The 12,490-nt window shown below is 55.8% G+C and carries 14 protein-coding genes; 6 read left to right on the top strand and 8 right to left on the bottom strand.

What is annotated here, in order from left to right:
* Nucleotides 1-4: 4 nt before the first annotated feature.
* The 4 genes from P9H32_RS05920 to P9H32_RS05905 are packed head-to-tail and all read right to left on the bottom strand — an operon-like array spanning nt 5 to nt 4,174.
* The gene (locus P9H32_RS05920) at nt 5-436 is read right to left on the bottom strand and encodes an RrF2 family transcriptional regulator (RefSeq protein ID WP_322607962.1); all 432 of its coding nucleotides are present in this window, start codon (nt 434-436) and stop codon (nt 5-7) included.
* Nucleotides 437-447: 11 nt separating this feature from the next.
* Entirely contained in the window at nt 448-2,634 is a 2,187-nt protein-coding gene (locus P9H32_RS05915; RefSeq protein ID WP_322607961.1) for a TonB-dependent receptor domain-containing protein, read from the bottom strand.
* 4 nt (nt 2,635-2,638) lie between these two features.
* Complete coding sequence (locus P9H32_RS05910; RefSeq protein ID WP_322607960.1) at nt 2,639-3,448, bottom strand: hypothetical protein; 810 nt, start codon at nt 3,446-3,448, stop codon at nt 2,639-2,641.
* A 33-nt stretch (nt 3,449-3,481) separates the two neighbouring features.
* Nucleotides 3,482-4,174 (bottom strand): PEP-CTERM sorting domain-containing protein, encoded by a 693-nt coding sequence (locus P9H32_RS05905; RefSeq protein ID WP_322607959.1) that lies wholly within the window; start codon nt 4,172-4,174, stop codon nt 3,482-3,484.
* Nucleotides 4,175-4,645: 471 nt separating this feature from the next.
* On the opposite strand from P9H32_RS05905, the gene fdxA reads away from it, so the two are divergent.
* Nucleotides 4,646-4,816 (top strand): 4Fe-4S ferredoxin, encoded by a 171-nt coding sequence (gene fdxA / locus P9H32_RS05900; RefSeq protein ID WP_322607958.1) that lies wholly within the window; start codon nt 4,646-4,648, stop codon nt 4,814-4,816.
* 80 nt (nt 4,817-4,896) lie between these two features.
* On the opposite strand, the gene hutW is transcribed toward fdxA, so the two are convergent.
* The 4 genes from hutW to P9H32_RS05880 are packed head-to-tail and all read right to left on the bottom strand — an operon-like array spanning nt 4,897 to nt 8,240.
* Nucleotides 4,897-6,381 (bottom strand): heme anaerobic degradation radical SAM methyltransferase ChuW/HutW, encoded by a 1,485-nt coding sequence (gene hutW, locus P9H32_RS05895; protein WP_322607957.1) that lies wholly within the window; start codon nt 6,379-6,381, stop codon nt 4,897-4,899.
* Nucleotides 6,381-6,743 carry a DUF2023 family protein gene (locus P9H32_RS05890; protein ID WP_322607956.1) on the bottom strand — a complete coding sequence of 121 codons (363 nt, stop codon included), beginning with the start codon at nt 6,741-6,743 and terminating at the stop codon, nt 6,381-6,383. Before P9H32_RS05890 ends, hutW begins: the two co-directional genes overlap by 1 nt.
* Before the next feature lie 4 nt (nt 6,744-6,747).
* Nucleotides 6,748-7,242 carry a flavodoxin gene (locus P9H32_RS05885; RefSeq protein ID WP_322607955.1) on the bottom strand — a complete coding sequence of 165 codons (495 nt, stop codon included), beginning with the start codon at nt 7,240-7,242 and terminating at the stop codon, nt 6,748-6,750.
* Between the two features lie 38 nt (nt 7,243-7,280).
* Nucleotides 7,281-8,240, bottom strand: a complete 960-nt coding sequence (locus tag P9H32_RS05880; protein ID WP_322607954.1) for an AraC family transcriptional regulator — start codon at nt 8,238-8,240, stop codon at nt 7,281-7,283.
* Between the two features lie 430 nt (nt 8,241-8,670).
* On the opposite strand from P9H32_RS05880, the gene P9H32_RS05875 reads away from it, so the two are divergent.
* Genes P9H32_RS05875 through P9H32_RS05855 form a run of 5 tightly spaced genes read left to right on the top strand, consistent with a single transcriptional unit; the run spans nt 8,671 to nt 12,488 of the window.
* The gene (locus P9H32_RS05875) at nt 8,671-9,480 is read left to right on the top strand and encodes a DUF3450 family protein (RefSeq protein WP_322607953.1); all 810 of its coding nucleotides are present in this window, start codon (nt 8,671-8,673) and stop codon (nt 9,478-9,480) included.
* On the top strand, nt 9,480-10,799 hold the full coding sequence (locus P9H32_RS05870; RefSeq protein WP_322607952.1) for a MotA/TolQ/ExbB proton channel family protein: 1,320 nt from the start codon (nt 9,480-9,482) through the stop codon (nt 10,797-10,799). Before P9H32_RS05875 ends, P9H32_RS05870 begins: the two co-directional genes overlap by 1 nt.
* On the top strand, nt 10,796-11,368 hold the full coding sequence (locus P9H32_RS05865; RefSeq protein ID WP_322607951.1) for a MotA/TolQ/ExbB proton channel family protein: 573 nt from the start codon (nt 10,796-10,798) through the stop codon (nt 11,366-11,368). Before P9H32_RS05870 ends, P9H32_RS05865 begins: the two co-directional genes overlap by 4 nt.
* A 2-nt stretch (nt 11,369-11,370) precedes the next feature.
* The gene (locus tag P9H32_RS05860) at nt 11,371-11,784 is read left to right on the top strand and encodes an ExbD/TolR family protein (protein WP_322607950.1); all 414 of its coding nucleotides are present in this window, start codon (nt 11,371-11,373) and stop codon (nt 11,782-11,784) included.
* Between the two features lie 2 nt (nt 11,785-11,786).
* Complete coding sequence (locus P9H32_RS05855; protein WP_322607949.1) at nt 11,787-12,488, top strand: energy transducer TonB; 702 nt, start codon at nt 11,787-11,789, stop codon at nt 12,486-12,488.
* Nucleotides 12,489-12,490 lie beyond the last annotated feature (2 nt).

The raw sequence follows: 12,490 nt of genomic DNA, 5'->3' as shown, positions 1-12,490 counted from the left end.
CTCTTCAAACGGCCAGCGGCGGCTGCACCCATTCCGCTTCATCCTGCTGTTCCATCAATTGCTTTAACGTGATGCCGCGGAAATAATCCCGCAGTGTTTTGCTCGCTCCGCACCACAGATTATTCATGCAGGGCTGTGCACACCGACTGCAGCGTTCAAGCTGTCCCACCACATCAAGCGTTCCCTCTGCCGCAATAATGATGTCATACAGCGTGATATCATCGGCACGGCATGCCAGCCGGTATCCCCCGTACATTCCGCGTTGACTGCGGACCAGACCGGCATTTTTCAACGGCATTAAAAGCTGCCCGATGTAGGCCACTGTGATGCCGGTCCGGCCGGCCAGAAAAGTTTTGGAAAGCGGGTAGATATGGCGGTTCTCTGCAATACAAAGCATGATGCTCGCGGCGCTTAATCCTCTGTTTGATACCGTCATCGTACGATCCTTTAAAATGCAACATTCAGGGTGAGCAATCCGTTGATTCCGGGCTGAACGGCCAGTTCCGGATTTTCCAGATCGGCATGATCCACCCGTCCGGCATTGGGCCAGAGCCAGTATTTTTCATCGGTCAGGTTGCGAATGGCGGCTTCGATAGAGATTCGCTTCGTGATGTTCCAGTATCCCGTCCAGTCGACCACAAACGAGGCCGGCGGAACGTACCAGGTCCAGTCATCGGAAACGTTGTCTTTTTCTGCGTGATATATTCCGGTGATGCGCGAACCCCATTTCCCGGAAGCATGGTCGTATGCGAAATAGAGCACCGCTTCGAACGGATCAACCGAATTCACCGCATCCTCATCCGTTCGGTTATAGCCGTCCGACCAGACCGCCCGGATACCTGTTGAAAACCCATCGAGCAGCGCCCAGCAGTTTCCCAGACGATAATCAATGCCGGCCTCCACCCCATAGATTTCCACGTTTCCGACATTCTGCACCTGGCGGCTGCTGGACGACAAAATGACCTCTTCGATAAAATCCTGATAGTAGGTGTAATAGACCGAAGTATCGAAAGAGACCGCCCCTCCCCCGCCTTTGAATCCCACTTCGAAACCGTCAGCGGTTTCCTCTTTCAGCCCCGGATTTGGAAGCTGTTCAAAATCGCCGTGATCAAAGTAACCCACATAATTTTCCAGCGATGGATTCCGCACATTATGGGCATAGCGTGCCCAGAGCATGGCATTGCGCGACAGCAGGTAATCGGCCGATACACTCGGAGAAACCGCGAAGTTATGATAATCGGCCTTGGCATCGGTTCCCGTTGCGGCCAGATAGTCCGGATCGTTCCCCGGGCTGATGGTATAGTCAATCAGCCGGACCCCGCCGATCACATTCCAGCGGCCCCGCGAAACCGCATCTTCCACGTAGGCTTCGAAGCGGTATAAATCCGAAGGATCAAACGCATTGGGCGAGCTCGACGGGCTCGGCGCTTCATTATAAACGATATCCCGTTGAAACGCATTCTCTGCATGCTCATAACCCAGTTCCAACCCATAGTTGAGTTCATGTTCAAATGCACCCGTATCAAAAAAATGCTGAACCCCTGCCGTGGTACCGATCAGCTCATGATCAAAACCGATATGGTCGGTACGGCGCAGATCGTTGGTCAGCGGATCGAAACCCGGCGGAGCGGGATCCACCCAGAATGAATTCCGGTGGTTTATGCTCTCCGATTCCGCCTTCTGAAAATAGGTCTTAACCGCCAGCCGGTCCCACCAGCCGGAATCCGGGGTGCTGACATAATCGAAACTGATCCGCGAACGTTCATTCGTATGCTGCGAAGCGGCATACACCACATCGCCCACCTCCGAACTGTGCAGTTGCGTATCGCCCTGATAGACAAAATTCTCGGCCGTCAGCCATACCCGATTCTGCTCATCCGGAATCCAGGATATCGTGCCCAGCACATGATTCTGCTGATAGTCCAACGGGTTGGCATCGACATCCCCTTTGGCGTTTTCAACCTCCTGCCCTTCGGTGTAGGACTCACTGACCGTGATGTACATGTCGTCCCCGCGCACCCCGGCACTCAGCAGTCCGTTAATACTCTGATCCACCGACTTCAACGTGGTACTGCCCCGCAGCAGCCAGGGCTCCGGCGAATATTCCAGTTCTTCCGTCAGTGATTTACTTCGGAACATCACTGCGCCACCAAGTGCCTCACTGCCATATTGTGCGGAACCCGGCCCTTTCAGAATATCCACGCCGCCATACACCCGCGGATCAAAAAACGTCCGGCCCATTCCGCCGCTCTGCTCAAATTCCGGCGGCTGACGAATGCCGTCGATGGTCATCAGGATCCGGTTTCCGCCGACGCCTCGGATCTGATAACTGGTAAATCCGTTATTTCCATACGGAACATTGGGATCCGCACCGACAAGATCGGCAGGAATGGATACGCCGGGCTGATAGCGGGCAACATCTCCGGCATCGGAAATCGGGTCCCCTGTATGCGAATCAAAATCCATGCGGACTACGGAAGCCGGCATCCGGTCCGTATCATTGTCATGCTGCGATCCGGTGACTTCGGTAATACCCAGCTCAGGCGGAAGCTCTTCCCCCGCCCGGCCCTGTTGCGCTATCCCGGCACAACATCCGGCCAGAATAATTAATGTGGCTCTGAATGATACGTACAAAATATTACTCCAACCAGGCCTCCACGGCATAGAACCCCTGGGCGTTCAGCGTGGAATTGGTTATTGAAACCGTTGATCCGTCGCCGGAAACCGGACCGGCAACAACCGCCCATTCCGTCAGCGCATTGGTGAGGGACTGCGAGCAGATCAGTTGATAGAGCACGCCCGGCTCACCCGTAAAATGCAGCACCGGGTCCGAACCGCTGAATGTGATTTCCAGCTCAGGTACCGGGGCGGCCGGCACACCCGCCTCGGTATCCAGACGCAGCTCATCCAGACTGGAGTGGATCACCGTATCAAACCGGATCGTATAATTGGTTGCGTTCAGTCCCGACAGATCCCATTCCAGTTTATAGCCCAGCGTGTGGTACGCCCCATACGAACCCTGGTCATCCACAAACTGATAAAAATTCGTCAGGCTGTCCGGAGATAATGACATGCCGCCATCCAGCTCCAGTCGCACCGTTTCATTCGACAGCGCATCGGCCTCGCCCCAGGTAAAAAACTGTAGACCAACCTTTCCCAGTACATTCGTCGAAGAACCGGTCAGCTCGAATGAAAGATTCGAGGAAAAGCTGTATATATTTCCACTGCTCGTGATCAACGCCGGATTAAACTGCCGCAGCTCCAGATTCGGCGACCCCGTTTCCCATTGCGGGATATTCACCCCGGCGTTGGTCTCGGCATAGGTAAAACTCGACCACTGCGCAAACTGGGTTTCCCCCGTATATCCGGGATCAAGAAAAGTCTGCGCCGATACACTCTGAACGAGGCCGGAAACAGCGGCAAAAAACGGCAGAAGTTTTGTATTCATCACATGTATTCCCTGTATCGACGCAGATTTCAGTTAGCAGATACGCATACGGCGCAGCATAAACAGGGCCCCGCCGGCACCACCGATCAGCACTATCGTGGCCGGTTCCGGAATCGCTTCGGTATACGTGTCGCTCTGTTCCAGCTGCAGGCCATACTGCTGTGCATGCTCACCGACATCATAACTGATAGAGAATGAAGAAACTGTTTCGCCCAGGCTGCTCAGATCCCACTGAAAGACATCCGTGGTCAGCGTAACGTCATAGCCCCCGATATTGTCGTCATAGGAACCCAGATTGAAGGAAGAGTCCGCAGCACCGACAACGGTTGACCCGTTGATCATCAGCGTAGGCCCGTTGGTAAAGCTTGCTGAAGTGCCCGCGCCATAACCCACCGCAAAAACGATCGTCTCCAGACCGGAAACCACACTGTCCTGCGAGACTTCAAAAACCCCGCCGGCCGAAGAATAAAGAGAGGAACCGCCCGCATAACCGGTTCCTGAGATTTTCGCCAGCTCTCCGCCGTTGGATCCCGCCTCATTCGCAACCATCGATCCCGGCCATGTTCCGGCCCCCGGATACGAACCGTAGCCCGGATAGTGACTTGCACTCAGCCCGTCCCATCCATCATATAGTTTATTCCCGCCCAGACCGAAGTCGGTCAACGAAGCCTGTGCTGCAGCCGCAGCCATCACCGCCACAACCCATACTTTAAGTTTTGAATTCATGCATTTCTCCTTGGGTTTAAAAGTAAAGCGCTGTTGATACGCATTTCCGCCAGCGGCCTCTACTCCGTCGCGGAGCAAAAACAGCCCGGGGCGGAGTGCGGAAACACCCACTGCCCCTGCATATAAAAAGGGCCGGGCGAGGAGCCACACCCGCCCGGCCCGTACATGAACGCCGAGGAAGCGTCACACATAACTAACCAAGGTTTAATCAAGCAGTCGGATGGTTCAGAGGGGATAGCTCTGTCCGTCAATTGATCATGCATACACCCTAACGGACCCCCGCTCCCGTCTCTACCCGACCGCGGAGCAAAAACAGCCCGGAACGGAGCCCCTGAAGTTAAGATTTCCTAAAACTTAAATCTTGTATCAATTTGGAATTCAACGTGTTTTAACGTGCATCATCCTTCCGGAGTGCTACCTTCGGCTTAAATCAATGCGGAACTCCGCACAACCTAACCAAGGAGGGTTATCATGGCCTATGTAATCTCAGACGACTGCACCAGCTGCGGGGCCTGCGAAAGCGAATGCCCGGTCGACGCCATCAGCGAAGGCGACGGCAAATACGTTATCAATGCAGATGCCTGCACCGACTGCGGGGCCTGCGAAGCAGTCTGCCCGGTTGACGCTATTTCCGCCGGCTGACTCTGCTCCGAAATCAGTAAACAAAAAACCCCGCCGTTTCCAGCGGGGTTTCTTTTTGCTCCGGTGAACAGACAGCCGCATCATCCGGCCAACTTCATCAGTTTCAGCCCCATCAGTTTCTGAAGGTTTACACTCCAGAATTCTCCGGCTGCCGTCAGCCGAAAAGGGTCCTCTCCTTCCAGCAGCCCTGCCCGCTTCCATTCTCCAAGCATCGGAAACAGCAATTTTCCCAGCGATCGGCCTGCACAGGCTTCCAGAACAGGAATATCAATTATACGCTGTTCAATCTGTCCGGTCGCCTCAGCGATCACGGATGCACAGGCCGGATTCCGCGATGCCGATATGACCGGTTTAAGTTTTTCGGCAACCGACCCGCTGAAACGGTGCACATCACTCTGCTGAAAAAACCGGCAGCCGCTCCAGCGCCCTCCGGCCCCCGCACCCAGCGGCACACAATCCACATCCCGTTTATTCCAGAGATTATACCGGTTCCGCTCCCGCGGATCGCGTCCCCAGTGCGCAATGGAAAGGCGATCAAATCCATGTTCCATCATCCGCGCCCGCCCGGCCAGGAACAGATCCGCCTGCTGCTTCAGATCCGCCATCGGCGGCAACGCATGCAGCTTTTTCATCAGCGGGGTCGCCGGAAGCAGATTGATCTGATACAGGTCCAGCCCGTGAATTCCGGTCTCATTCACACCGCAGTCTATACTGTCGACCCACTCCGCTTCGCGCTGGCCCGGAAGAGCGTAAATCAGGTCTATGACCACCGCCGCATTATACGGATCGCCCAGCTCAACCATACGGTTCAATCGTTCAATTAACTCTTCCCGCCCGAGAATCCGACCCATCATACGGCGGATTTTGGTATCGAAACTCTGCACGCCGAACGAAAAGCGGTTCGCTCCGGCATCCAGTGCCGCAGAAACTTTTTCATCGGTAAAATCATAAAGCCGGCCTTCCACCGTAATTTCACAATCATCGGTAAGTGGCAGCTCCCGGCGGATCGTCCGGATCAGTTTGTCCAGTTCATCCGCCTGCAGATCTGTCGGCGTGCCGCCGCCGAAATAAACAGCCGAAAGTTTGCGTCCTGTATGCCGAAGTACGGATCCGGTCAGTTCGATATCCCGCACTACCGCATCCGTATAACTGGCAATCGCGGTCGGCTCGGTGGTCTCGGCATAAAATCCGCAGAAAAGACAGCGGGTACAGCAGAACGGCACATGCAGATAAGCCATGGCCGGCGCATTCGTATCCGCCGTATTTTCCAGACATTGGAAAAAGAGATCAGCAGGATTTTCTGTAACCGCGGATCCCCCGGACATCCCGGCATGCACACCGTACTTCCGGTCAAACGCTCCATGAATGGGATCCTCCGTCACCCGCGGCGGCGGAAAATTATCGCCGGGATGCCTGCCGCCGGACTGCAGGGATTTAACAAAGGCCGCATCAATTTCCGTACGCTGCGCCCCGCGTGCCTGCGCTTCCGTCTTTTCGCGAATCTGCCCCCGCACGAAAGCGGGAGCCGCTCCCAGCAGTTCTTCAGCTTCTTCAGTCCATATCATCACTGTTTTTCCGCAAGCCGGGCCTGACGTTTTTCCCACTTGGCCCGCTGTTCCAGATAGCGCTCGCACTGCTGCCGACGATCATACCCGAGCATGGTGCCCAGCATAAAATCCTCTTCCGGGGTATACTCATTCAGATCCTCTTTACCGATCACGCGAATGACCTCCACGCTGTCGCGGGCCCCGAAAAAGATATTCACCCGGTCCGTATTTTTCACCGGATAGGTCTGATACTCAATGTCCGCAATATCGAGTCGGTGGATCGCGGCCTCAAGCTCATCAATGTGCACCGTGTGCAGCACCAGATTGCGCAACCCCTTGCGATATTCATACACGTGATGCCCAAAAACCTGCATGCTCATATTTTTATACCTCTGCTTTAATCTGTTCCGCCCAGCCACGCAGACGGCCGGCGGTTTTTTCTTCTTCGTTGTCCTGATCCAGCGCCAGACCGAGGAACTCATCACCGTCCTGTGCGCGGGATGCTGAAAATCCATAACCGGCCGTCGGCCAGCGGCCCACCAGTCTGATCCCTTTATCTTTCAGTGCTTCAGCCATATCGGCGATACCGTCCACAAACGAATCGCCATAGCCGAACTGATCGCCCAGACCAAACACCGCCCCCGCCGATACCGTCACATCCATCGCAGCAAAACCGGAAAGAAAGTCGGCCATATCATCCTGCAGCTCGCCCATGCCCCACGTGGACGCTCCCAGCACCAGCAGATCACAGCCAGCCAGCGTCGCGGCATCGGCATCGGCCGCCGCGACCGCTTTACCGCCGAGCAATGCAGCCAGATCCTCTGCACCGGCCTGCGTATTTCCCGTCATGCTTCCATAGACAATTACACGCTTCATCATTTCTTCCTTTCCCTTGATCTGTTTGATTTCCTACCGTTTTATTCCCCGGCCTGATGCATGTTCTGGAAGGCCTTCGGCTTCATACCGAAACGTTCCTGGAACCCCCGTGCAAAATGGCTGGGATTGCTGTAGCCAACCTCATTGGCAATTTCGATGACGGACAGCTCGCCTTTTTTAAGCAGCTGTTCCGCCCGCTGGAAGCGCAGTTCCCGCAGATAGCCGAACACCGTAATGCCGTACATCGCCTTGAAATTACGCTTCAGTTTAAATTCGTTGATATAGAACCGGCGGCAGAGATCCGCCAGCGAATGCTCCTCTTCCAGATGGGCTTCCAGATAGGCCGCCACATTACGCAGCGCCTCGGCATCATGCGTTGAACAGCCGAATTCTTTTTTATCTTTTTCAGCCAGCGACGGCTGGTTCACCAGTTCACTGATCCACTCCAGGCTGCGGGCCTCCAGCTCCATACGGCCTTTAAGATCGGAAGCCGAAGCAATTGAAATCTGTTCGGACAGCCACTGAAGTTTCTGTCCCGCTTTACCGTGCAGCACCGTCGGTTTATGCTGATTCATACAGGCAAAACAGTGCAGTTTTTCCGCGGTATCGGTCCGGCAGAGATCCACCAGCGAACCCATCACATGCGGACACATGGAAAAGGACATCAATTCAACATCCGCCTCTTTCTCGGCCAGCAGCTGCATCTCTTCAACCCGGGCGATAAACCATTCGCCGGCCTTCACGCTGATACGTCCAAGGTCCGGAAGCTGCACCGTTTTTGTGCCGCGCCGTACATAGCCGAGCCAAACCGAGTCGGCCCCGAACGCCACCGTGAAACTGCAGCGGGCATCCGGCAGCAGTTCCGCTTCATGGAGTTTAATGCCGGCACGAACCCGGACATGATGCCCCCGAAGCCGCGCGCCGGAAACCGGCATATCATACGCCACCGGGGCCTCAAACGGCCTCTTGGCCGACTCATTGAATGTTACATTTTTCTTCATATCGGTCATCCTCTGCTGGAAATGGTGTGCCGATGGGAAGAAGGAGGAATGCTGTCCTGCTCAGTGCTTGCCGTCGGCCGGTTTCCGGTTTGCTGTTCCACCGCGGAACCCGCTTGCCGGTCTATATCCAAACACCTTCAGGACCACCCTGACAGGACTCGTCCGGAAGCCTGTTTTCCATATTCAGAAAATGTTAGGCCACCTGAACTTTCGATGCGCAAAAATCTACAGGCCCCAAATTGTTTGTAAAGCCTAATTCTGAGACTAGATCTAAATAAGCTCAATTTTCAATTGATTTAGCCCCGTGACCTCGCAATATTCCTCCCGGTTTTCCACTCCATGAAAAAGGATGGAAAATCAGCGGTCGGGATGAGCCCGAAGCTTCATAACTCATTTGATAAACAGTTCTTACGGTTTCGCGGCGAAACGTATGAGCAAAATAAAAATGCGCGGTTTTCCGCTCCATATGACGCTTCATCAGTTCATGAACAGAAAAAGCCTACCCTTCATCTCAGCCGTCATTTTGCTCTCTCCCGTCCTCCAGACTGCCGGACAGAACACTCCGGAAACGGTGCAGGAAAAATGGCTCGAACGCATCGAAATTCAAAAAACCATCAGCGCGGAAGCCGCAGACTGGGAAGCCGAAAAACAACAGCTCACCAACCTGAATGCCATCCGGCTTAAAGAGATCGAACAGCTCGACCAACTACTCGCCCGCTCCAAAACCCTGCGCACCGAAAACCGTAAACTGCTCGAAAACAAACAGGCGGAAGCGGAAGAATTTTCGGAACGCCGCAGGCAGCTGGCTCAGCGTATCGATGCTTTCGAAAAAAAGCTGCTTCCCCTTGTCCGAAAACTGCCGGCTCCCCTCTCCGAAAAACTCAGCACCGAAATTGCGCTGCTCGGACAGCCCGACCGGCCGCTGCAGGACCGCTACCGCGACCTCACCGTTATCCTGACCGAAATCGGTGACTTCAACGCAACCCTCACCCTCGACACCGAAATCCGCGAAACGGAAGACGGCAGAAGCGAAGTGGACATCCTCTATCTCGGGCTCGCCCGGGCCTGGTATGTCAACCGCACCGGGACCCGCGCCGGCTACGGCATCCCCACTTCCAACGCTTGGAAATGGACCGAAGATCCCTCCTTAGCCGGGCAGGTCCGGTCCGCCATAGCCATCGCGTCAAAACAGGATCCGCCTGCATTCACCGCACTGACGCTTCACCCGGAGGGCAGATAATGAACCTATTCATTCCCCTCTTTTCCACAGCTCTCACCGTGTTCGCGGCTGCGCCCGCCGATCCGGAACTGCAAGCTGAACTCAACAGATTGTCCGAACTGCGGAAAACCATCGCCGCGCAAAAACCGACCCTCGCCGAAGAGACCGCCCGGATCGCCTCCGACCTGTCTGTTAAACGGCGCGAGGTGGAATTCATCGAACTCGACCGCAGCGAATTTCAGCAGAAACTCAACACCCTCACGCAGCGGATTTCCGAGCTGGATAATGAATTCAGTTATATCGACAACCTCCTGTTCGATTACCGCAAACAGTTCGAAACCCAACTTCCTTCGGCCGTCGCCGAAACCCGGCGAACTGCCCTGCTCGAAGCCGACCGGAACCTGACCGCCCGCCTGGATCTGATCGAACAGGCGATCCGTCACTTTGACGAAACCTGCAGCATTTTCACCTTCGACGGTGAAGCACTCGACGCCGAAGGCCGGGCACACGAAGGCCGCTTTCTGCAGGCCGGACCGATTACCTGGTTTATTTCCAGCGACCGGAAAAACGGCGGACTCACCGTTGAAAACCGCAACCTGCTTCCGGAACTGGTCCCGGGAACCGACCATCTCGAGGAACTGAAAAAACTGTTAAACGGCCAAACCGCCCGGCCCCGGTTCGATCCCACCGAAGGCTCCGCCATTGCGCTGGATAAAACCTCCGACAGCTGGATCGGCCATATTCAGAAAGGCGGATTCTGGGTCTACCCCATTCTGGCGCTGGCCCTGATTTCCACGATAGCCGCTCTTGGAAAATGGGGACAGCTCGCCTGCATACGCGAACTCAGTCCCGATGTGATCCGTAATGTGCTGGAAGCCCTGAAAGCAGAGGATCGGCTCAAAGCCGAGACGGCACTCGAAAAAGTTAAACATCCTTCAAAGGCCCTGCTGCAGCGCGGCATTGAACTGAGCAACCGCAGACCGAGCGATATTGAAGAAGGGATGTATGAAAAATTTCTGGAAGCCGAACCCGGTCTCCAGCGCGGATTATCCTTTATTGCCATCACGTCCGCCACCGCGCCGCTGCTCGGACTGCTCGGCACCGTTACCGGCATGATCTATACGTTCCGGCTCATTAATGTCTTCGGTACCGGCGATGCCAAATCGCTGGCCTCCGGAATTTCGGAAGCCCTGATCACTACGGAAATGGGCCTCGTGGTCGCCATTCCCGCACTGATCATGCATGCGCTGCTTTCGCGCCGCGTACAGGGCATCCGCACCTCGATGGAACTGACCAGTCTGGCCTTTGTCAACGGCCTGCAGAAAAAGGAGCGTCCATGATCCGCGAACTGCTTCAGGAACTCACGGCTCTTTCGAGCCAGGGCGGCTTTGCATTTTATGCCCTGGTCGCACTGGCCTTCGCCATTGCCTATGCCCTGATCTCCATCTCCCACGCCCTGCTGCTGCCGGGCGCCCCCGTTCTTCCGCAGCACCAATGGCAATACATGCTTTCACGCCGCGACATCCCGCCTCGAATGATTCATCAGCTGGCCAATGCGCTTGATCCGGATAAACCCGATGAACATTTTCACGAACTCGATCATCAGCTGTTCGCCAATCTGGAGCGCCGGTTTCCGTTCGCCTTTGTTCTCATCGGCACCGCTCCGCTCATCGGACTGCTCGGCACGGTTTCCGGTATGCTCACCACCTTCAGCGGCATGGGCTCTGCACATGCGGTGTCGGTCGACGCCGTGTCCGCCGGCGTTTCCGAAGCCCTCATCACCACGCAGGCCGGGCTTGTCATCGGCGTGGCCTCTCTCTTCATCTGCTCGATCATGCGCTTTCGCTATGAACAGCTCAAATCCGGCTTTCTGCGGTTGGAAGCCGCCGTCAAACAACAGCGGGGATGACGATGGGCCGGGGATTTCCACGTTATAAAAAACGGATGTTTCACCATGACGGCGAAATTAATATTTCTCCGCTCATCGATATTGTCTTTATCCTGCTGATCTTCTTCATCGTCACCACGGTATTCGTTGATGAAACCGGCCTGGAAATTGAAAAACCGCGCGCCGCCACCCAGCAGGATATTGAACGGAACAGCATCCTGATCGGGATCGATCCGCAGGGTGCGGTTCATTACAACGGTCGTGAAATCGGCATCGGCGGGGTCCGCGCGGTCGTGGGCCGCCTGCTGCGGCAGGAACTCATGCCCGTCATCATTCAGGCCGACCGCCGCACCCCCACCGACCGGACCATTGCCGTGCTCGACGAAGCGCGCAGTGCCGGCGCAGAACAGGTTTTTGTCTCCACCCTCTCCGAATAACCATGCCGCAGTATACCTTTTCCAGACATCGGAAATCCGGACCGTTCGACCATTTGGCCGGGATCGGCATGCACAGCCTCGGCGCACTGGCGCTGACCGCGTTGATGCTGCTGTTTCTCAGCTGGATGCGCTGGAAGGAAAATCACCGGATTCCGAAACAGACCATCCGGACATTGGAAACGCTGGAGCCCATCGCCCCTCCTCCCCCGGCGCCCCCTCCTCCCGCACAGACTCCGCCCGAACCGGAATGGCCTGATCTGCCGCAGCTTGACGTTAACCCGGCGTACACCGCCCCGCCGCTGAAGGCCCGGCTTAAACCCGTCATCAGGCCGCCGCTCTTCGAAACCGAATTTGAACTGCAGTCCACACCGCAGCCGGTCGCAGCTCCCGCCATTGATCTTGGACATGAACCGCGGATGTATGCATTAAACGAACTCGACCGCCACCCGGTTCCGCTCAATAAACCCCGCGTGCCCTATCCCGCTTCACTCGCGCGGCAGGGCGTTCTCAACAGCACCGTTAAACTGATTATTGAGCTGGGTCCGGACGGACGGCCGAAGGTCGAGCAGTTTGTCGTCTGCGATTACCCGGAACTTGAAAAAATGGCGCGGCAATACGCGCAACGCGCCCGCTTTACCCCGCCCGTAAAAGACGGCCGCCCCGTCACCACCCGTTTCACCTGGACCGTTAACCTTTCGAGATAATC

Origin of the sequence: Pontiella agarivorans, from assembly GCF_034531395.1 — a bacterium.
Lineage (GTDB): Bacteria > Verrucomicrobiota > Kiritimatiellia > Kiritimatiellales > Pontiellaceae > Pontiella > Pontiella agarivorans.
This window is presented reverse-complemented; position numbering and strand designations above follow the sequence as displayed.

Bases quoted from the DNA above. Each gene is read 5' to 3' on its own strand.
- P9H32_RS05920 (WP_322607962.1), bottom strand. From the start codon at position 436: ATGACGGTATCAAACAGAGGATTAAGCGCCGCGAGCATCATGCTTTGT.
- P9H32_RS05910 (WP_322607960.1), bottom strand. From the start codon at position 3,448: ATGAATACAAAACTTCTGCCGTTTTTTGCCGCTGTTTCCGGCCTCGTT.
- P9H32_RS05905 (WP_322607959.1), bottom strand. From the start codon at position 4,174: ATGAATTCAAAACTTAAAGTATGGGTTGTGGCGGTGATGGCTGCGGCT.
- fdxA (WP_322607958.1), top strand. From the start codon at position 4,646: ATGGCCTATGTAATCTCAGACGACTGCACCAGCTGCGGGGCCTGCGAA.
- hutW (WP_322607957.1), bottom strand. From the start codon at position 6,381: ATGATATGGACTGAAGAAGCTGAAGAACTGCTGGGAGCGGCTCCCGCT.
- P9H32_RS05890 (WP_322607956.1), bottom strand. From the start codon at position 6,743: ATGAGCATGCAGGTTTTTGGGCATCACGTGTATGAATATCGCAAGGGG.
- P9H32_RS05885 (WP_322607955.1), bottom strand. From the start codon at position 7,242: ATGATGAAGCGTGTAATTGTCTATGGAAGCATGACGGGAAATACGCAG.
- P9H32_RS05880 (WP_322607954.1), bottom strand. From the start codon at position 8,240: ATGAAGAAAAATGTAACATTCAATGAGTCGGCCAAGAGGCCGTTTGAG.
- P9H32_RS05875 (WP_322607953.1), top strand. From the start codon at position 8,671: ATGAGCAAAATAAAAATGCGCGGTTTTCCGCTCCATATGACGCTTCAT.
- P9H32_RS05870 (WP_322607952.1), top strand. From the start codon at position 9,480: ATGAACCTATTCATTCCCCTCTTTTCCACAGCTCTCACCGTGTTCGCG.
- P9H32_RS05865 (WP_322607951.1), top strand. From the start codon at position 10,796: ATGATCCGCGAACTGCTTCAGGAACTCACGGCTCTTTCGAGCCAGGGC.
- P9H32_RS05860 (WP_322607950.1), top strand. From the start codon at position 11,371: ATGGGCCGGGGATTTCCACGTTATAAAAAACGGATGTTTCACCATGAC.
- P9H32_RS05855 (WP_322607949.1), top strand. From the start codon at position 11,787: ATGCCGCAGTATACCTTTTCCAGACATCGGAAATCCGGACCGTTCGAC.